The following is a 20,408-nucleotide window of genomic DNA, read 5'->3' as shown; positions in this document are numbered from 1 at the left end:
TATTTGATTTCAAGTTACTTACTTTGTTAAAAATTTTGATATGTTACGTTGGTTAATTCCTTTAATAATAATTGCAGTTGTTGAATTTTATTCGTTTCAAGCCATTAGGACTGTTTCTAAATCTAGAGCAGTTTTAATTCTATATATTGTTGTAACTTTAATTACGGTTTCTTATATAGTTTATCAGTTTACACAATATGAAAGAAGTGTGGGTCAAACACATCAAAGCATGCTTGCAATGGGAATGTTTTTGATTTTTGTTGTTCCAAAAATTGTAATTGCCGCTGTTTTATTTGGAGAAGATATTTTTAGATTTTTTAAAGCTATAATTGTTCATTTTGTTGGAGATAATGATGGTGGAAAATTTATGCCTACAAGAAGAAGGTTTGTTAGTCAAATTGCTCTTGGATTAGCGTCTATTCCTTTTGCTTCTCTTTTGTATGGTATGACAATTGGGAAATATAATTTTAAAATTATAAAACAAACTTTGAATTTTCCTGATTTGCCTGATTCTTTTGATGGAGTAACAATTACACATATTTCGGATATTCATAGTGGAAGTTTTGATAATCCTGATAAAATTGCGTATGCTATAGATTTAATTAATGAACAAAACAGTGATTTGGTTTTATTTACAGGTGATATTGTAAATACACATGCATCCGAAATGCACCCTTGGATTGAAACTTTTAAAAAAATTCATAATCCTGTTTTAGGAAAATATTCTATTTTAGGAAATCATGATTATGGAGAATATTCAGAATGGAGTTCTGAAGAAGCAAAACAAGAAAATTTTAGAGAAATAAAAGATCTACACCGTCAAATAGATTTTAATTTATTACTTAATCAAAATGTAAGAATCCAAAAAGGGAATGATTCCATTCGATTAGTTGGTGTTGAAAATTGGGGAAAACATTTTAAAAAAGTAGGTGATTTAAATGTGGCAAGTGAAGGCATTGCAAATGATGAGTTTAAAATTTTAATGAGTCATGATCCAAGTCATTGGGATTCTGAAGTTCAACATGACGAAAGAAATTTTCATTTAACACTTTCTGGACATACACATGGTTTTCAATTTGGTATAGAAATACCTGGGTTTTTAAAATGGAGTCCTGTTAAATATGTCTACAAACAATGGGCTGGATTGTATGAAAATATGGGTAGATTTATCTATGTGAATCGTGGATTTGGCTTTCATGCTTTTCCTGGAAGGGTTGGTATTATGCCAGAAATTACGGTTATCACTTTGAAAAAATCAGGTTTTCCCGTATAAATTACACTATTCTTAAATATTAACTTTTTTCAATTGAGTTTGTCAATGTTTTGATTGTATTTTTGATACCTTAATTAGGTTTCCCAAATCTAAAACATACGACTTACGATGAAAAAATTATCTCCAAAAAAAACAATCTGGATATGTATATTCTTTTTAGTGAATATGATGTCTTTAAATGCTCAAGTTGGTATAGGAACGACATCTCCACATGCGAGTTCGATGTTAGACGTTAGTTCAACTTCAAAAGGAATGTTAACCCCAAGAATGACTACTGTTCAAAGAAATACTATTACAACACCTGCAGATGGATTAATTGTTTATGATACAACTTTGAAATCTTTTTACCACTACAATACATCTACTAGTTCTTGGATAAAAATTAACAGTGATGTAAGTGGACGAACGAATTTTAAAAGAATTAAATCTACAGATGTTTTAGCTACAGTTTTGGCTTCTGAGTTAGCAGCAGGAGGAAATTCTAAATATTTATTAAACACCAATACATTATATGAGATAAATGGAACTATAAATGTAGATTTACCCATAGATCTTAACAATGCTTATGTTATCGGTTTGGACACCGGTGAAGATAAATTAATAAAAGCTTCAGGAACTCTTTTTTCTGGTAGTGGTGGTAGTATTAGAAATGTTACTCTCCAGGCAACTAGTGGTGCTGTTTTTGCCTTGACGGGCACTGCCGCTGATTCATTTATTTTTAGAGATGCAATTGTTACAACTTCTCAAAATGTTGGAACTATATCTGGATTTGGACTTGTGTTTTCTAGTGTTGTTCAATATATTGGTAATGCTACTGGGGTGACTTACAATAATATTGCAAAACTTTTATTAAGTAATATAGGGTGGTTTGGAAACAATACTGGAACATATGAAAAATTAACGGGTACATTTGATTTAGTCCAAAAGCAAAGTGGTTTTACAGAAGTTAGTGGTACTGCTATTGGTTTTGACGTGTCTTCTAACCCAATTATTTCAGGAGATGCAGTAATGGATGCTGTTGTGTTTACTGGAACAAATAGTACTGGATATGTAAACCCATATACAGGAACTGGTACTTTTTCAGGTTATAATTTCACTAATAAATGGACAGTTTCATGTCCTGGAATACCATTTGAAAGTGACAGATTTGCTTCTGGGAACACTTATTTAGATAGAACCATAACTTATCCAACAATTAGTTTTCCTTCTACATCTATAGCTTATAAAATACCAGGAACAACAATATCAACAAATTTATTTAGAATGTCTGATGGTGGACTAAGTAATAGATTAGTTTATAATGGAAAAAGAAAAAAGACTTTTATTGTTTCTTCTACTATATCAATGCAAGCATCTGGTTCAGGAACTACTGACTTTTTGTTCTACTTTGTTAAATTTACAGCTGCTGGAGCATATACTTTTGTAGTATCATCAGAAACATTTGTAGATTCTAATTCTAGCTATGTTCAAAGTTTCCCAATTACTGGAACTGTAGAATTAGCTGCAGGTGAATATGTTGAATTATATGCACAAAGAATAAATGGTAGTAATAAAACATTGACAATAAATTCTTTTAATATGTCATTAAGATAATATTTTTTCTTTATTTTACTTGTAAATAAAAAATAGATGCACTTGTAACTACTGATATTAGATTAAAAAAATCATAAAAAGTAGCTTAATTCATTAAAAATAGTACATTTGTGTTATAAATTGTATAATAAACATTTGTTTTATTATTGCTAAAATCAAATTTATGTCAAAATTTGGAGAACTTATAGATGCTAAAGTTCCTGTTTTGTTGGACTTCTTTACAGAATGGAACGAGCCTTCAATTGCTATGAATGAAGTTATTCGTCATGTAGCAGCTGCACTTGGTGACAAAGCCAAAGTGATAAAAATTGATATAGATAAAAATCAAGAACTTGCAGAAGCACTTCGTATTAAAGGTTTACCTACTTTAATGATTTACAAATCAGGGCAAATGGTTTGGAGACAAAGTGGTGAATTAGATGCGAATACACTAATAAACATAGTGCAAGAACAAGCTTAGTTTATCATTTCAAATTTAAATCCTTTATTTTTTAAAAATGTTATTGCTTTGGGTAAAGTGTACTCAAGGTTTTTCTGTGCTTTTAGACTATCATGAAAAACTATGATGCTTCCTTGTGAAGTGTTTTTAGTTACATTATCTAGGCATATTTCAGGAGAAACGGATTGGTCATAATCTTTACTCAAAACATCCCACATTATAATTTTGAACCCTTTTTTTCGAAGTATTCTAGACTGAATAGGTTTTATCTTTCCATAAGGTGGACGAAATAGATTATTTTCAATTGTATTTAATTTGCGAATCTCATTCTCACATAGATCAACATTTTCAGTATATTTTTTTGAAGAAGTTTTCCAGCCTTGTAAATGATTGTAAGAGTGATTTCCAATAGAATGACCAGAATCAATTGTTTTTTTGAATATTTCAGGATGCTTTTCAATATTTTTTCCAATACAAAAAAAAGTGGCTTTGATGTTTTCTTTGCTAAGTAACTCTAAAACCCATTCGGTAACTTCTGGAGTTGGTCCATCATCAAATGTTAGATAAACTTTATTCTTGTTATTAGGAATATCCCAAACTTGATTATAAAATAATTTCTTTATGATTTTTGGAACTTTTACCATTTAGCTTAAATTATTTAGCCATAAATTACAACTTACTGAGTGCAATTTATGGCTAAATGTAGTATTTATTTTTAAAATTACTCTAACATATCTCTTTTAAAACGCTTGAAGATTTTATTATAATTGTTGAATTTTACTTTTTCAGTATTATAGAAATTAAGATCTTCAGCATTTTCACTAATTTCAAGTAAACCTCTATATCTTTCAATGTCTAAGCTGATATCTTGATACAAACTATTTTGTTGATTTATAGTTAAGCTTTTGTAATAATTAAGATTTTCTTGATATTTGCCAATAAGAATTTTTAATATTTTTTGTGCTTTTTCTTTCTTGCCAATTTCATAATATCCAGCAGCAAAAGGCTCTACTAATGTATAGTATCCAAATTGTTCAATAGGCATTTTTTCCATTGCTAAATCAATTATTTTTTCAGCTTTGTCATTTTTACCTTCATTGATTAGAGCTTCTGTTAATCGAGCCATATTTGAACGATAAGAAACACTGTTTTTTCTAGTTTCTGTGTCGTGATATATATTTGAATCGTTACTATTGCCCCAATCCCATTTCATGATAATATTATACATTTTGTCGCAATCGATAATTCCCATATCCAATGGGCTTCCTCCTTTTTCTAAAGGTGTTTTAACAGGAACAATTTTATAGCACATTCCGTCTAATTGTAAATAATCTTTCATCCACAAGAAATCTTCATCAGCAAAACTTCCACCTGTAAAATACATTGGACGTTTCCAGTTGTTTTCATTAAGAATGTCAAGCATTATTAAACGGTTTTTATATAATGCATTTCCTTTAATTGTTAAGTTTATTGCAGGGACAATAGAATCTTGGAATTGTTTGGCAACAACATTATTTTTAATAACAGTTTCTCTGTCAACAGGAATAATTATTTTGTTAGATGGATAATAATGAAGTTTTTGACCACTATTCATCTCAACAGTAGCTCTTTCATCTTCTAATTTAATGAACTTCAAAACTTCATCTAAGAGTAAAGGTTCTTTGGTTTTTTCTACAAACAAAACTCCATCTCTGTTGCTACCTTTGTATTGATCTCTTGTAAAAGAAATTGGCAATGGTTCAGACTCATAAGCTTTATTTTTCATTTGATCAATATACCAATCGGTTGCTAGTAAACTAGTATTTACAATTCGTATATCAGTTCTATAACCTTCAATTTCTTGAGCATACCAAAGAGGAAAAGTATCATTATCTCCAATGGTAAATAAAATTGCATTAGGTTCACAAGAATCTAAATACGCTTTTGCCATGGCTAATGCAGTGTATCTTCCTGAACGATCATGATCATTCCAATTTTCTTTTGCCAAAAGAACTGGTCCAGCTAATAACGTAACAGTTAAAACAACAGGAACCGCAACTTTCGGGCTCAAATATTTTTTCAATCCTTCATAAATGGCATAAACACCATAACCTATCCACATGGCAAACACATAAAATGAACCAACAACTGCATAATCTCTTTCTCTTGGTTCAAAAGGTCTTTCGTTTAAGAATATTTTTAAGGCAAAACTTGTAAATAAGAATAACGCTAATAAAACATAAAAGCTTTTTAAATCTCTTCTTGCATGAAAAATCATTCCAATAACACCCAGAATAAACGGTAAGAAATAATAAGTGTTTCTTGCTCTATTGTTTTTCATATCAGAAGTTAATTCGGATTGATTTCCTAACTTAATTTCGTCTAAAGGCTTAATTCCACTAATCCAGTTTCCGTTTTCATTATCATATTTTCCTTGAATGTCATTTTGACGTCCCACAAAATTCCACATCAAATACCTCCAATACATATATCCAAATTGGTATTCAAACATAAATTGCATATTGCTCGCAAAAGAAGGTTTTTCAACAATTAAATAATCTCCATAACCTTTTAAAAATGCAGAATAATCTTCTAAATCAACTTTTCCTTGTGCATAAGCTGTTCTAAACTCTGAAACAATTTGAACAAGTTCGTCTTCATGAGAATATTCTGGATTTATTCTAAATTCCAATGGTTGTGTAAATGACATGTAATTTTCAGCATGATCAGTACTCCACATTCTTGGCATAAAACCTTTGTGATTGTCATCTAAATTTTGATTTCCGTTTTTATAATCATTAGTAATTACATAAGTTCCAGTTTTGTAATCTCTTTCATAATTAGGTTTTTCATCAAAATAAGGATTGCTTTCATCTAAACCTGCATATTGTTCAGAGAACATTGGACCATAAAAAGTTTTTTGTTCACCATATTGCTCTCTATTGTAATAGGCTAAAACTTCAGCTGCATCAGAAGGTTTATTTTCATTAATTGGAATATCTGTATTTGCTCTAATTGGTAGCATAATCCATGTTGAAAATCCAATTAAAATAAATAATAAACAAAGTAAAATAGTATTGTAAAAAACATGTCCTTTTTTTCTTGTATAGTTTAATCCAAAATAGAAGAAAGCTAAAATCAGTAAGAAAGCAAATATAGTTCCTGAATTAAAAGGTAATCCAAAGGTATTGACTATGAAAATTTCCGTTTTTCCAAAAAATGAAAGCGTATAAGGTAATAAGAATTTGAAAACGAAAAATAAAATTACAACAACTACAACATTCGCTAAAATGAAATTTTTAAGAGTGACTTCTTTGTATTTCTTAAAATAATAAAGCAATCCAATTGAAGGAATTGTTAATAATGCCATAAAGTGGGCTCCAAAAGATAGTCCAATTACTAATGAAATTAAAACCAACCATCGATTTCCTCTTGGTGTGTCCATTTCTTGTTCCCATCGTAAAGCTAACCAAATTAATAATGCAATAAATAAAGAAGCCATAGCATAAACTTCAGCTTCAGTGGCATTAAACCAAAAACTATCTGTAAAAGTGAAGGCTAATGAAGCTACTAAAGCACTTCCTAAAATCATTATTGAGTTGTTATTTTCATCATCATTAGTCGTAGGAATTATTTTTTTTAGTAAAATAGTCATCGACCAAAACATGAATAATATCGTAAAAGCACTTGAAAAAACTGATAACATATTAACCATTAAAGCTATTTTATCTGGGCTAGTAGCAAACATAGCAAAGAAAGAACCTAGCATTTGAAACAAAGGTGCTCCTGGTGGATGTCCTATTTCTAATTTGGCAGCAGTAGAAATGTATTCGCCACAGTCCCAAAAACTTAAGGTTGGCTCTACAGTTAAACTATAGGTGATTAATGCTATTGCAAAAGCAAACCAACCTAGAATATTATTCCACTTATTAAAGTTAAATGATGTCATAAGCATATTTAAAATGAGATTATTTTTATCGATACCACAAAGAAACTATTTTTTTGTTATAAGTAACGCTGAAATTAATTTTTTAATATTTTTTTTAGAAAAATTTGTAATAAATAAAATATGTATTACATTTGCACTCGCAATAGCAAACCATGTCCCATGGTGTAATGGTAACACAGCGGTTTTTGGTACCGTCGTTCAAGGTTCGAGTCCTTGTGGGACAACAAAAAAGCCCCGATATTTTCGGGGCTTTTTTTATGTTTATACTTTTTATTAGATTTTAAAGGTAATAACAGCTCTTTTAGCATGATTTACTAAATCTTCACTAATACTTCCGTTGAAAAAGTGTGAAAGACCTTTTCTACCATGTGTGCTCATTCCAATTAAGTCAGCTTTAATGCTTTTAGCAAAATGTAAAATCCCTTTTTCTACATTAACATCATTATAAATATGTGTAGAGTAATTATTAATTTTAAATTCGTCAACAAAATTGTCCATTATTTCTTGAGCTACATGTGTTGACTTAAAACTGTTTGGAGTGTTTATCACTACTAAATGTAAATGTGAATCAAATTCATTGGCAAATTTTACTACTTTTTCAAATGGTTTTTTTATTTCATCAGAGAAATCAGAAGCAAACACAAAATTATTAGCATTAAAATCATTATCTTCTTTTTTGATAACTAAAACTGGAACATCTGAATTTCTTACAACTTTTTCGGTGTTTGAACCAATAAACATTTCTTGAAAACCACTAGCTCCATGAGAACCCATCACGATTAAATCTACATTATGTGCTTTACCACTACTAAGAATTCCGTCAAAAGCCATTTCAAACTGAATTACTTTTGAAACTTTTAAATCTTTCAAATAAGGAGCGTTCATTACGTCTTCTAATTTACTCAGAGCGGCATTTTTAAACAACATTAATTCAGGGATGTCATGAGAGCTTGAAACAGCATCATTGCCCGAAGTAGGTAATTCTAACATATGTATTAATACTATCTCGCCATTATTTTTTCTTGCTATTTGAGCGGCTACTTTTAAAGCATATTCGGCACTATTTGAAAAATCGGTAGGTACTAAAATTTTTTTCATTTTAAGGATATATTGATTTAATATTTTTATAACATAAAGGTATGAAAATTAATTATATAAATCAATGATTTTATTTATTTAAAAAATTATGTATATTTGCACCGTTATTTGTATGAGAATTTAGATAATGAGGGAAGCACTGCTTCCCTCTTTTTATAGAATTATGAGTTTTAAAGATAAAGTAAAAGTTCTTTTAGATGAAGCCTTAACCCAGAAGCCATCTATGTTTTTGATTGATTTAGTTGTGACAGAAGACAACAAAATTTCCATAACTTTAGATGATGATAACGGTGTAATTCTTCAAGATTGTATGGATATAAGCCGTACAATTGAACATAAATTAGATGAAGAAGAACTGATTTATTCAATTGATGTAGCCTCAGCTGGAGTTTCTACACCTTTAAAATTTATCAGACAATATAAAAAAAATGTAGGTAGAAATATAAAAGTTACTACTAAGGAATTAGAGAAAATAGAAGCCCAATTAACTAATGCTGATGATAAAAAAATCACTTTAGAATGGCAATCAAGAGAGCCAAAAAAAATTGGTAAAGGAAAAGAAACAGTTAACAATAAAAAAGAAATTGCTTATTCAGAAATTAAAGAAGCAATTGTTTTAATATCATTTTAATTATTTAGAATCAACATGGAGAATATTGCATTAATCGATTCGTTTTCAGAATTTAAAGACGACAAACTCATAGATAGAGTAACGTTAATGGCTATTTTAGAAGATGTTTTTAGAAACGCATTAAAGAAAAAATACGGATCAGATGACAACTTTGATATAATCATAAATCCTGATAAAGGAGATATGGAAATTTGGAGAAATAGAGTTGTTGTAGCAGATGGAGAAGTAGAAGATGAGAATTCTGAAATATCATTATCTGAAGCAAGAAGAATTGAACCAGATTTTGAAGTTGGTGAAGATGTTTCTGAAGAAGTAAAATTAATTCAATTAGGTAGAAGAGCTATTTTAGCTTTGCGTCAAAACCTAATTTCAAAAATACATGAACATGACAATACAAATCTTTACAAACAATTTAAAGATTTAATTGGAGATATTTATACAGCTGAAGTACATCATGTACGTCCAAAAGTTGTAATTTTGATGGATGATGAAGGGAATGAAATTGTTCTTCCAAAAGAAAAACAAATTCCAAGTGATTATTTCAAAAAAGGAGATAATGTAAGAGGAGTTATTGAAAGTGTTGAATTAAAAGGAAACAAACCTCAAATTATTATGTCTAGAACAGCACCATTGTTCTTGGAAAAATTATTTGAACAAGAAATTCCTGAAGTATTTGACGGATTAATTTCTGTTAAAAATGTAGTTCGTATACCAGGAGAAAAAGCAAAAGTTGCCGTAGATTCTTATGATGACAGAATTGATCCAGTTGGAGCTTGTGTTGGTATGAAAGGTTCTCGTATTCATGGAATCGTTAGAGAATTAGGAAATGAAAATATTGATGTAATCAATTACACAACAAATACACAATTATATATTACAAGAGCATTAAGTCCTGCAAAAGTTTCTTCTATTAAAATTAATGAAGAAAAGAAAACGGCAGAAGTGTTCTTAAAAGTAGAAGAAGTTTCAAAAGCAATCGGTCGTGGAGGACACAACATTAGATTGGCTGGGCAACTTACGGGATACGAATTAGATGTAATTAGAGAAGGCTTAACGGAAGAAGAAGATGATGTTGAATTAAGAGAATTCTCTGATGAAATTGAAGAATGGGTAATTGAAGAGTTTGAAAAAATTGGATTAGATACTGCTAAAAGTATTTTAGATCAAGATGTAGCTGACTTAGTTAGAAGAACAGACCTTGAAGAAGAAACCGTTTTAGAAGTAGTTAAAATTTTAAAAGAAGAATTTGATAGATAGTTTTCAATAACTATTAACCAAAAAAAGATTAAAAAAAGATTATATTTACAATAATATAGTTTAGAAGAAATAGTAAATTAATTTATGTCTGAAGAAAGAGCAATACGAATAAACAAAGTTTTAAGAGAATTAAATATTTCCTTAGAAAGAGCAGTGGACTACTTAAAAGAGAAGGATCATAACATTGATGCAAGTCCTAATGCAAAAATTTCTCAAGCGGAATACGATATTTTATGCGGTCAATTTTCTGCTGATAAAGGAAAGAAAGTAGCTTCTCTTGAGGTTGGTGAAGAAAAGCGTAAAGAAAAAGAAGCCCTTAAAAAGCAACTCGAAAAAGAACTTGAAGAAAAAAGATTGCTAGAAGAAAAGCAGAAACAAGAAGTTGTGAAAGCTAGAGCAGAACTTTCAGGACCAAAAACTATTGGAAAAATAGATTTGAATCCAAAAAAAGCAGACAAATCTCAAGAAAAAACGGAAGCACCTAAGACAGAAACTCCAAAAGAAGAAGTTGTTTCTCAAACTAAAGAAACTTCTAAAGAAGAGGTTAAAGTTGCTTCAGAACAACCTAAAAAAGAGAAAAATATTTCTGCAGTTGAAAAAACTGAAGTAGTTTCAAAAGAAAATAAAAAAGAGGAATCAAAAGGAACTTCTGAAGAGGTTGAAGAAGAAAAAGTTGAAACACAATATCAAAAATTAGCAGGAGCTACTTTTACAGGAAAAACAATTGATTTATCACAATTCAACAAACCTAAAAAGAAAGACCCTCGTAAAGAAGTTAAAAAAGCAGGTGATGTTAAAGCAGCTGGAACTCCAGGTGCAAACAATGCTAATAAAAATAAACGTCGTAGAATCGCTAAACCAGGAACATCTACTACACCTGGTGTAAACAACACCGGTGGAAAGAAAGAGTTTGTAAGAGGCGGTGGTGGTTTCAATAAAGGAGGAAAGAAACCTGTTGTTCAAAAGGTTGAACCTACTGAAGAAGATGTTAAAAATCAAATTAAAGAAACTCTAGAAAGACTTCAAGGTAGAGGTAAAGGAGGAAAATCCAAAGCTGCAAAATACCGTAGAGATAAAAGAGATTCACATCGTCAACGTTCAGAAGACGAGCAACAAGCACTTCAAGAAGGAAGTAAAACTATTAAAGTAACAGAATTTGTTACTGTAGGAGAAGTTGCAACAATGATGGATGTGCCAATTACAAAAGTAATCGGAACTTGTATGACGCTTGGTATCATGGTAACTCAAAACCAACGTTTAGATGCTGAAACTTTAACCATTGTTGCTGATGAATTTGGATATGAAGTTGAATTTATTTCTGCTGAAATTGAAGAAAATTTAGAAGTTGTTGAAGATAAACCAGAAGATTTAAAACCACGTTCTCCAATTGTTACTGTAATGGGACACGTAGATCACGGTAAAACATCTTTACTGGATTATATCCGTGAAGCCAATGTAATCGCTGGAGAATCTGGAGGAATTACGCAACATATTGGTGCTTACGGAGTAACTTTAGAAGGTGGTCAAAAAATTGCTTTCTTAGATACACCTGGTCACGAAGCCTTTACAGCTATGCGTGCTCGTGGTGCTCAAATTACTGATATTGCAATTATTGTAATTGCTGCCGATGATGATATTATGCCTCAAACAAAAGAAGCAATTAGTCACGCTCAAGCAGCTGGTGTACCAATGATTTTCGCTATTAATAAAATTGATAGAGAAGCAGCAAATCCAGAAAAAATAAAAGAAAAATTAGCAGCTATGAACTTGTTAGTTGAAGATTGGGGTGGAAAATACCAATCTCATGATATTTCAGCTAAAAAAGGTACTGGTGTAAAAGAACTGCTTGAAAAAGTATTACTAGAAGCCGAAGTTTTAGAGTTAACAGCTAACCCAGATAAACCAGCAGTTGGTACTGTTGTTGAAGCACAATTAGATAAAGGTAGAGGATATGTTTCTACTATTTTAGTACAAGCAGGTACATTACGCGTTGGAGATTATATGTTGGCTGGTAAAAATCATGGAAAGATTAAAGCAATGCATGATGAAAGAGGTAATGTAATTACTGAAGCTGGTCCATCAACTCCTGTGTCTATATTAGGTTTAGATGGAGCACCAACAGCAGGTGATAAGTTTAATGTATATGAAGACGAAAGAGAAGCAAAACAAATTGCAGCAAAACGTACTCAATTACAAAGGGAACAATCTGTTCGTACTCAAAAGCATATTACACTTGCCGAAATCGGTCGTCGTATCGCATTAGGTCAGTTTAAAGAATTAAATATTATCCTTAAAGGAGATGTGGATGGTTCTGTTGAAGCACTTTCCGATTCATTTTCTAAATTATCTTCAGAAGAAATACAAGTAAATATTATACATAAAGGTGTTGGAGCAATTACTGAATCTGACGTATTGTTAGCTTCTGCTTCTGACGCAATTATTATCGGATTTAATGTTCGTCCACAAGGAAACGCGAAACAATTAGCTGAAAAAGAAGAAATCGATATCCGTAACTACTCAATTATTTATGATGCAATTGATGATTTACGTGATGCTATGGAAGGTATGCTTTCTCCAGAATTAAAAGAAGAAATTACAGGTACTGCCGAAATTAGAGAAATATTTAAAGTTTCTAAAGTAGGATCTATTGCAGGTTGTATGGTTACTGATGGTAAAGTATACAGAAATTCTAAAATTCGTCTTATTAGAGAAGGTGTTGTAATTTACACTGGTGAATTAGCTACATTAAAACGTTTCAAAGATGATGTTAAAGAAGTAGCAAAAGGATACGATTGTGGTATGCAAATTAAAGGATATAATGATATTCAAGAATTAGATATCATTGAAGCTTTCCAAGAAGTTGAAGTTAAGAAGAAACTGAAAAAATAATTTCACTTTAACATATAAAAAAATCCTAAGTTTGTAGCTTGGGATTTTTTTGTTTTTAGGAGTTTTGTTTTTTAAAAATCATATTTCAAGCCACCATAAATATTCCTGCCAGGAGCATTTATACCGGAAGCAAAAACTCTATATTGAGTGTCTAAAATATTTTCTATTCCAGCAAATAATGTTGCTTTTGGTAAGATGGTAAAAGCTGTTTTTAAATTATAAGTTTCCCAAGCTGGCATTCCTCCATTTGGAGCATATTGCTCATTATCTTCACCATTTAAAAAATATTCATCAATTGGTTTTTTGCCATTGTATAAAACATAACCTTCAATTGTTCCCCATTTTTTGGTATAATTCAAGCCTAATTTTCCGTAATAAGGTGGAATGTGATCTAATGGAGTTCTACTTTCTTCACTTGTTATTCTACCTAATGTGTAATTAAAATTAGCGGTGTATTGCAAACTTGAAACTAAATACCCTTTTATATTTGTAGAAAAACCAGTTACAAAAGCTCTTCCTTTATTTTGATTAGCTAAAACTTGACTTTCACTTCCGTTATAAATAATTGTAGATTGATTATTGTACAGATAATCATCCGTAACAATAGCATCAATAAAACGAGTAAAATAATAAGTATTTTCAATTTGAAAACGTTTGTTATTTGATTTTATAACCATTCCCAAATCAGTAGTAATTGTTTTTTCAGGTTTTAAATCTGCATTGGGAACAATTACAAAACCACCACCAGATTCAAATATTTTAGCTAAGTCATCAATATTTGGAACTCTAAATCCTGTGCTTATGTTTGTTTTTAAATCAATATTTTTTGAAGGTTTGTGAACCAATCCAGCAGTTCCACTATAAGTAAAATTCTTTTGGTTAATGTCATTAAATGGAAGAGGAAAAAAGGAATCATCTGAAATGTTACTATTTAGAATAGTATAACCAGCTCTTGCACCAATATTGAAAGTAGTCATTTTGGAAAACATAGAATTATAAGAAACATATAAATCATTTCTCATCATATTATTTTTTCCGTTGGGATAACGAGTGTCGATTGTTTCAATTTCTCCGGTATTGATATTGTTAGAAAAAGCAGATGAATTTAGATTCTCTAAATAGCTTTCAACTCCATAAAATAAATCGCTTTTTGAAAATTCTTTATGCAAATCAACACTTATTGAGTACATATTTACTTTTTCAGTTCTGTTTTGTAAGTTATAATTACCAAACCTTCTATTATGACGACTTTCTTCTATATTTTGATAAGCAAAATCCACTTTTAAATCACTTTCTAAAAATGCTTTTTGTTTACTCAAACTATAAATAGTTAAAAGTCTTTTTTGTGGACCATAGAACCATTCAGCATTTTTTAAACCATTTGTTGAGGCATCGGTTAATCTATCATATCGAGGAATATCTGTACTATTTGAAAATTGAAAATTTAAGTCATGTTCAAAACCTTTTTGACTCTTATAAGCCAATTTTTGCATGAAATTATATTGCTTAAATCCAGATTGTTTTTGAAGATGCTTGTCTGAGTTTTCAACTAAAACATCAACTCCATTTGTAGTTTCAGCATAAAATGGTCTTTCGCCAAAAAAATCTCCATTATGGTTTTTCTTTTTTCCCATTTTTAAATCTCCAAAATCATTATAGGAAAATGAAGTTAAAGAAGCCCAGTTTTCTTTTGCAAAATTAAAATCAAAATGTCCCGATTTTTCCTCGTTAACAGAAGAGTATCTTGTTGAAATTGTACCGCTAAAAGTTGATGTTTTTGCAGATAAAAATTTTGCTTTTTTTGTTGTCATGTTAATAGTTCCACCTAAAGCATCACTTCCAAAAAGCGTTGAAGTTGGGCCATAAAAAATGTCTACGTTTTCAAGTAGATTTTCATCAATTGTAATTACATTTTGCAAATGACCTGATCTAAAAATAAGGTTATTCATTCTAATTCCGTCAACTAAAAGCAGAACCCTGCTAGCTTCAAAACCTCTAATTGTTGGACTTCCACCTCCTTGTTGCGACTTTTGAACCACTAATGTTCCAGAATTGGATAATAAATCAGCTGTATTTTGAAAATTTTGAAACTCAATTTGTTTTAAATTGATGGACTCAACTTGTATTGGTAAAACTTCTTTTTTCTTGGGAACTCTAACCGAAGAAAGGATCACTTCTTCAAGTTGATTAATTTTTGTAGTATCTTTTGTTGTTTGTGAAAAAGAAATCGTACCTAATAATAGGAAGGTAAAACAAAATAATAATTTCATATTTATTTGTTAGGTTTTATCAATAAAGCCAAAGGATATTTCTTTTTAATTTCAATCAATGCATTTTCGGCTTCAATTCTGGTTTTGAAACTTCCTACCCAAACCTTAAATGTTGGATTATTATAGATTATTGTGCCGTCAATTTCCTTAAAAGCACTTTTAAATTCATTTAAATTTTTTAGAGCTTCATCTTTTTTGCCATTAAAAATCTGAATTTTATACAAATCATTTATGGTAATTCCGGTGTTAATCCTTCTTTTCTCTTTTAATAAAGCGTCAATTTTTGGATCTTGTTCAATTGTTTGAGAAAAAGTTTTATTTGATATAAAGCTGAATATCAGTGTTAAAAAAAGCAATTTGTAAATGGTTAATTTCTTCATAATGAATATTGTTTAATGCAAAATTACATTTTAAATGGATTTGTTAAAGTTAATATTTTATTTAGAACAAATATAAATTACATTTTATGGTAAAATTAAGGTTTTGATAATAATTCTATTATTGTATTTTTGTCGGAGTTTTAAAAAAGGTGTGAGATTTATTAAGCACATTTATATCTAAAACTATACCAATTATAGTCGATAATCATTTTAAATATGAAAAAGGTGGGTAACCATAAATCGTTTTCTAGGATTTTCTTCAGTTTAGCTTTAACGCTATCCTTGTCATTAGTTTCTTATTCTCAAGATGCAGCTCCTGCGGAAACATCTGCTGTTGTTGAAGCACCTGCTGGTGGAGGTAATGCTGTAAAAGGAAAAGAATTATTCAATGCAAATTGTGCTGCATGCCACAAATTAGACGGCAAATCTACAGGTCCAGCTCTTCGCGATGTGGCTAGTAAGTATGATAGAGAATGGATTTACAAATGGGTTCATAATAGTGCTGATTTAATTAAGTCTGGTGATGCATTAGCAATAAAAGTCTTCGAAGAAAATGGAAAAGTGCCAATGACGGCATTTCCTCAATTATCAAATGCTGATATTGATGATATTTTAGCCTATACTTCTGAAGTTAAAGCTGAAGTTCCAGTGGTAACTAATGCAGAAGGTGGAGCAGCAAGTTCTGATTCAGGAATTTCTAACAACATTATATTAGGAGCTTTGGCATTAGTGTTGATGATGTTAGTTGTGATGTTGTTTTTAGTAAGTAATGTACTTAATAAAATAGCAAAAGCTAACGGTATTGAAGTAGCTACTAAAGAAAAATCATTACCAATTTGGAAAGCATTCGCTAAAAACCAATTTTTAATGGTTGTTTCTGCGATCATGTTCTTATTAGTTAGTGCTTATTTTATGTATGGATACTTTATGCAAATTGGAGTTGATCAAGGGTATGAGCCAATTCAGCCTATTCATTATTCACACAAAATTCATGCTGGTGATAATGGAATTGATTGTAAATATTGTCACTCAGCTGCAAGAGTTAGTAAACATTCAAATATCCCTTCATTAAATGTTTGTATGAATTGTCATAAAAATATTTCTGAAGTAGCTGAAACTACTGCTACAGAAGAGCATTCAAAAGCTTTCTATGATGAACAAATTGATAAATTATACACTGCTGTTGGTTGGGATAAAGCTACACAATCATATACAGGAAAAACAAGTCCAGTAAAATGGGTTCGTATTCATAATTTACCAGATTTTGTATATTTCAATCACTCACAACACGTTTCTGTAGCAGGTATTGAATGTCAAACTTGTCATGGTCCAGTAGAAGAAATGGAAATAATGAGACAACATTCACCATTAACAATGGGTTGGTGTATCAACTGTCACAGAGAAACAAATGTGAAAGTAGAAGACAACGAATATTACAAAAAAATACACGAAGAATTATCTAAAAAATATGGTGTTAAGCAATTAACAGCAGCGCAAATGGGTGGTTTAGAATGTGGTAAATGTCACTATTAATAATAATTTAAGAAGCTAATATTTATATACAATGGCATCAAACAAAAAATACTGGAAAAGTGTTGAAGAGCTAGACGAAAACAGCTCTATTGTTGAGACGCTAAGAAGCAACGAGTTTGTGGAGCAAATCCCTGTTGATGAATTTTTAGGAGATAAAGATAATTTGTCTTCTTCATCAACTTCTCGTCGTGACTTTTTGAAATACGTTGGATTTAGTACTGCAGCTGCTTCATTAGCTGCGTGTGAAGGTCCAGTTGTAAAGTCAATTCCTTATGTACTTCAACCAGAACAAATTATTCCAGGAGTTGCTGATTACTATGCAACAACTATTGCTGATGGTTTTGATTTTGCTAATATCTTAATCAAAACCCGTGAAGGTCGTCCAATTAAAGTTGAAAACAATAAGTTAGAAGGAGCAAGATCTGGTGCAAATGCTAGAGTTCATGCTTCTGTTCTTTCATTATATGATAGTCTTCGTTTAAAGCAACCAAAGATTGATCAAAAAGATGCTGATTGGAGTCAAGTTAACGCTAAAATCAAATCAAGCCTTGAAGATGCAAAGGCAAAAGGGGAAAGTGTAGTTGTTTTAACTAACTCTACTGCAAGTCCTTCTACAGATGCTTTATTAGCTGATTTTATGGTTAAGTATCCAAATGCTAAGCAAGTCGTTTATGATGCGGTTTCTGAATCTAATGCACTTGATGCTTTTCAAACTGTTTATGGTGTAAGAGGATTGGCTAATTATGACTTTTCTAAATCTGATGTTATTGTATCTATTGGTGCGGATTTCTTAGGTGATTGGCAAGGTGGTGGATTTGATGCTAGTTATGCTAAAGGTAGAATTCCTAAAAACGGAAAAATGTCTAAGCATATCCAAATAGAGGCAAATATGTCTTTAGCTGGTGCAAAAGCTGATAAAAGAATTCCTTTGACTGTTTTTAATCAAAGACAAGCCTTAATTAAAATATATAATTTAATAGTTGGAGCAACAGTAGGGACTCCAAAAATTGATAAATATGAAGCTGATGTTTTAAAAGCAGCTCAACAATTAAAAGCAGCAGGTTCAAAAGGTGTTCTTGTGTGTGGAATTGATGATGTTGATGCTCAATTGTTAACATTGGCGATAAACAATCAGTTGTCTTCAGAGGCATTTAATACAACAAATGCTATATTAACAAGAAAAGGTAACGCTAAAGATGTTAGCCAATTAGTTTCTGATTTAAAAGCAGGAAAAGTTCACACAATCTTAATGAGTGGTGTAAATCCTGTTTATACTTTACCAAATTCAAAAGATTTTGTTGAAGGTCTTAAAAAAACAAAATTATCTGTTGCATTTTCAATGAAAGAAGATGAAACAGCATTAGTTTCAAATATAGCAGCTGCAACTCCACATTATTTAGAGTCTTGGGGAGATGTAACTTTAACAAGAGGAAATTATAGTATTCAACAACCAACTATTAATCCTTTATTTGATACTAAACAATTTCAAGAAGTATTGTTGTCTTTAACAGATAATACTACATCATATTACGATTATTTAAAGGCTTATGCATCAGTTGGTTTAAATGGAAAATCATGGAATCAAGCGGTTCATGATGGTTTTGCAACGAGTGAAGTAAGTGCTTTAACGGCAACTTCTACTGACTATACTGCTTCTGCAGTTAAGCTTGCACAAGTAAAATCTAATGCTTTAGACTTAGTATTGTATACTAAAGTAGGATTAGGTGATGGTCAACAAGCAAACAATCCATGGTTGCAAGAATTTCCAGATCCGATTACAAGAGTTTCATGGGATAATTATGTTACAGTATCTAAGAAAGATGCTGAAAAATATAAATTAGAGAATTGGAATGTTGCTAATGGAGGTCTTAACGGAAGTTATGCTGATATTAAAGTTGGAAATAACACTCTAAAAAATGTACCAGTAATCATTCAACCAGGTCAAGCGGTTGGTACAATTGCATTAGCATTTGGATATGGTAAAAAAGAATCAATGAAAGCAGAAATGCAAGTAGGTGTTAATGCTTATGAGCTATATGCTAATTTGAACGCTAACCAATCTGCAACAATTTCTAAAGCTAGTGGTGAACATGAATTTGCATGTGTTCAATTACAAAAAACATTAATGGGTAGAGGTGATATCATCAAAGAAACTACATTAAGCACTTTTGTAAAAGAATATGAAAATTCTGAAATTTGGAATCCAACTCCAATGGTTTCTTTAGATCATAAAGAAGTTCCTGCTAAATCTGTAGATTTATGGGAGTCATTTGATAGGTCAACAGGTCATCATTTCAATTTGTCAATTGATTTAAATGCTTGTACTGGATGTGGAGCATGTGTAATTGCATGTCACGCAGAAAACAATGTGCCAGTTGTAGGTAAATCTGAAGTTAGAAGAAGTAGAGATATGCACTGGTTGCGTATTGATAGATATTATTCTCACGAAGAAACTTTTGCTGATGATGTTGAATTAAAAGAAAATGCACACGGATTAACAGATGTAATAGGTACTTTAAGCGATATGGAAGATCCTTCAGAGAATCCACAAATTGCTTTCCAACCAATCATGTGTCAACACTGTAATCACGCACCATGTGAAACAGTTTGTCCTGTTGCTGCAACTTCACACAGTAGACAAGGTCAAAACCATATGGCTTATAACAGATGTGTAGGTACTCGTTACTGTGCTAACAACTGTCCATATAAAGTAAGACGTTTTAACTGGTTCTTATACAATAAAAACAGTGAGTTTGATTATCACATGAATAATGATTTAGGACGTATGGTTCTTAATCCAGATGTGAATGTTCGTTCTCGTGGAGTTATGGAGAAATGTTCAATGTGTATTCAAATGACACAAAAAACTATTCTTGATGCAAAACGTGATGGAAGACAAATCAAAGACGGAGAATTTCAAACGGCTTGTTCCGCAGCTTGTTCAAGTGGAGCAATGATTTTTGGAGACGTTAACGATAAGGAATCTCAAGTAGCTAAATTAGCAGAAGATAAAAGAATGTATCATTTACTAGAGCATATTGGAACTAAGCCAAATGTGTTTTATCATGTGAAAGTTACAAACGATAAAGAAAAAATTTAATTAACAGAAACAATATA

13 protein-coding genes and 1 tRNA gene are annotated in these 20,408 nt (G+C 30.9%); 9 read left to right on the top strand and 5 right to left on the bottom strand.

Going from position 1 to position 20,408, the window contains the following annotated elements:
- The first annotated feature begins 40 nt into the window (after nt 1-40).
- From AABJ49_RS08015 to AABJ49_RS08005, 3 genes are all read left to right on the top strand, one after another.
- Complete coding sequence (locus AABJ49_RS08015; protein ID WP_338377740.1) at nt 41-1,273, top strand: metallophosphoesterase; 1,233 nt, start codon at nt 41-43, stop codon at nt 1,271-1,273.
- A 108-nt stretch (nt 1,274-1,381) separates the two neighbouring features.
- Nucleotides 1,382-2,866, top strand: a complete 1,485-nt coding sequence (locus AABJ49_RS08010; protein WP_338377739.1) for a hypothetical protein — start codon at nt 1,382-1,384, stop codon at nt 2,864-2,866.
- A gap of 163 nt (nt 2,867-3,029) precedes the next feature.
- A complete protein-coding gene (locus tag AABJ49_RS08005) occupies nt 3,030-3,326 on the top strand; it encodes a thioredoxin family protein (RefSeq protein ID WP_338377738.1) in 297 nt (98 codons plus the stop codon).
- On the opposite strand, the gene AABJ49_RS08000 is transcribed toward AABJ49_RS08005, so the two are convergent.
- Both AABJ49_RS08000 and AABJ49_RS07995 read right to left on the bottom strand, forming a co-directional pair.
- Complete coding sequence (locus AABJ49_RS08000) at nt 3,323-3,949, bottom strand: polysaccharide deacetylase family protein (RefSeq protein ID WP_338377737.1); 627 nt, start codon at nt 3,947-3,949, stop codon at nt 3,323-3,325. The two genes, AABJ49_RS08005 and AABJ49_RS08000, sit on opposite strands and share 4 nt — an antisense overlap.
- 77 nt (nt 3,950-4,026) lie before the next feature.
- Entirely contained in the window at nt 4,027-7,233 is a 3,207-nt protein-coding gene (locus tag AABJ49_RS07995; protein ID WP_338377736.1) for a DUF2723 domain-containing protein, read from the bottom strand.
- Between the two features lie 153 nt (nt 7,234-7,386).
- On the opposite strand from AABJ49_RS07995, the gene AABJ49_RS07990 reads away from it, so the two are divergent.
- A tRNA-Gln gene (locus AABJ49_RS07990) sits at nt 7,387-7,457 on the top strand.
- A 49-nt stretch (nt 7,458-7,506) separates the two neighbouring features.
- Here the strand turns inward: AABJ49_RS07990 and AABJ49_RS07985 are convergent.
- On the bottom strand, nt 7,507-8,331 hold the full coding sequence (locus AABJ49_RS07985) for a universal stress protein (protein ID WP_338377734.1): 825 nt from the start codon (nt 8,329-8,331) through the stop codon (nt 7,507-7,509).
- Nucleotides 8,332-8,494: 163 nt separating this feature from the next.
- On the opposite strand from AABJ49_RS07985, the gene rimP reads away from it, so the two are divergent.
- The 3 genes from rimP (at nt 8,495) to infB (ending at nt 13,108) form a co-directional block, all read left to right on the top strand.
- Nucleotides 8,495-8,962: a ribosome assembly cofactor RimP gene (gene rimP / locus AABJ49_RS07980; protein ID WP_338377730.1), complete on the top strand. Its 468-nt coding sequence runs from the start codon at nt 8,495-8,497 to the stop codon at nt 8,960-8,962.
- 15 nt (nt 8,963-8,977) lie between these two features.
- Nucleotides 8,978-10,219: a transcription termination factor NusA gene (gene nusA / locus AABJ49_RS07975; RefSeq protein WP_338377728.1), complete on the top strand. Its 1,242-nt coding sequence runs from the start codon at nt 8,978-8,980 to the stop codon at nt 10,217-10,219.
- Between the two features lie 84 nt (nt 10,220-10,303).
- The gene (gene infB, locus AABJ49_RS07970) at nt 10,304-13,108 is read left to right on the top strand and encodes a translation initiation factor IF-2 (protein WP_338377726.1); all 2,805 of its coding nucleotides are present in this window, start codon (nt 10,304-10,306) and stop codon (nt 13,106-13,108) included.
- Nucleotides 13,109-13,179: 71 nt separating this feature from the next.
- On the opposite strand, the gene AABJ49_RS07965 is transcribed toward infB, so the two are convergent.
- On the bottom strand, nt 13,180-15,378 hold the full coding sequence (locus tag AABJ49_RS07965) for a TonB-dependent receptor (protein ID WP_338377724.1): 2,199 nt from the start codon (nt 15,376-15,378) through the stop codon (nt 13,180-13,182).
- Nucleotides 15,379-15,380: 2 nt separating this feature from the next.
- Nucleotides 15,381-15,758 (bottom strand): SPOR domain-containing protein, encoded by a 378-nt coding sequence (locus tag AABJ49_RS07960; protein WP_338377723.1) that lies wholly within the window; start codon nt 15,756-15,758, stop codon nt 15,381-15,383.
- A 216-nt stretch (nt 15,759-15,974) separates the two neighbouring features.
- Here AABJ49_RS07960 and AABJ49_RS07955 point away from each other — a divergent pair, with 216 nt between their 5' ends.
- Together AABJ49_RS07955 and AABJ49_RS07950 are read left to right on the top strand one after the other, a co-directional pair.
- Nucleotides 15,975-17,291, top strand: a complete 1,317-nt coding sequence (locus AABJ49_RS07955) for a c-type cytochrome (protein ID WP_338377721.1) — start codon at nt 15,975-15,977, stop codon at nt 17,289-17,291.
- Nucleotides 17,292-17,322: 31 nt separating this feature from the next.
- A complete protein-coding gene (locus AABJ49_RS07950; protein WP_338377719.1) occupies nt 17,323-20,391 on the top strand; it encodes a TAT-variant-translocated molybdopterin oxidoreductase in 3,069 nt (1,022 codons plus the stop codon).
- Nucleotides 20,392-20,408 lie beyond the last annotated feature (17 nt).

This window comes from uncultured Flavobacterium sp., from assembly GCF_963922255.1.
Classification (GTDB): Bacteria; Bacteroidota; Bacteroidia; order Flavobacteriales; family Flavobacteriaceae; genus Flavobacterium.
The sequence above is the reverse complement of the archived record's forward strand: the minus strand, read 5'-3'. Positions and strand labels throughout refer to the sequence as shown.

Excerpts from the sequence above, each read along its gene's own strand:
- AABJ49_RS08015 (WP_338377740.1), top strand. The coding sequence starts at position 41 with ATGTTACGTTGGTTAATTCCTTTAATAATAATTGCAGTTGTTGAATTT.
- AABJ49_RS08010 (WP_338377739.1), top strand. The coding sequence starts at position 1,382 with ATGAAAAAATTATCTCCAAAAAAAACAATCTGGATATGTATATTCTTT.
- AABJ49_RS08005 (WP_338377738.1), top strand. The coding sequence starts at position 3,030 with ATGTCAAAATTTGGAGAACTTATAGATGCTAAAGTTCCTGTTTTGTTG.
- AABJ49_RS08000 (WP_338377737.1), bottom strand. The coding sequence starts at position 3,949 with ATGGTAAAAGTTCCAAAAATCATAAAGAAATTATTTTATAATCAAGTT.
- AABJ49_RS07995 (WP_338377736.1), bottom strand. The coding sequence starts at position 7,233 with ATGACATCATTTAACTTTAATAAGTGGAATAATATTCTAGGTTGGTTT.
- AABJ49_RS07985 (WP_338377734.1), bottom strand. The coding sequence starts at position 8,331 with ATGAAAAAAATTTTAGTACCTACCGATTTTTCAAATAGTGCCGAATAT.
- rimP (WP_338377730.1), top strand. The coding sequence starts at position 8,495 with ATGAGTTTTAAAGATAAAGTAAAAGTTCTTTTAGATGAAGCCTTAACC.
- nusA (WP_338377728.1), top strand. The coding sequence starts at position 8,978 with ATGGAGAATATTGCATTAATCGATTCGTTTTCAGAATTTAAAGACGAC.
- infB (WP_338377726.1), top strand. The coding sequence starts at position 10,304 with ATGTCTGAAGAAAGAGCAATACGAATAAACAAAGTTTTAAGAGAATTA.
- AABJ49_RS07965 (WP_338377724.1), bottom strand. The coding sequence starts at position 15,378 with ATGAAATTATTATTTTGTTTTACCTTCCTATTATTAGGTACGATTTCT.
- AABJ49_RS07960 (WP_338377723.1), bottom strand. The coding sequence starts at position 15,758 with ATGAAGAAATTAACCATTTACAAATTGCTTTTTTTAACACTGATATTC.
- AABJ49_RS07955 (WP_338377721.1), top strand. The coding sequence starts at position 15,975 with ATGAAAAAGGTGGGTAACCATAAATCGTTTTCTAGGATTTTCTTCAGT.
- AABJ49_RS07950 (WP_338377719.1), top strand. The coding sequence starts at position 17,323 with ATGGCATCAAACAAAAAATACTGGAAAAGTGTTGAAGAGCTAGACGAA.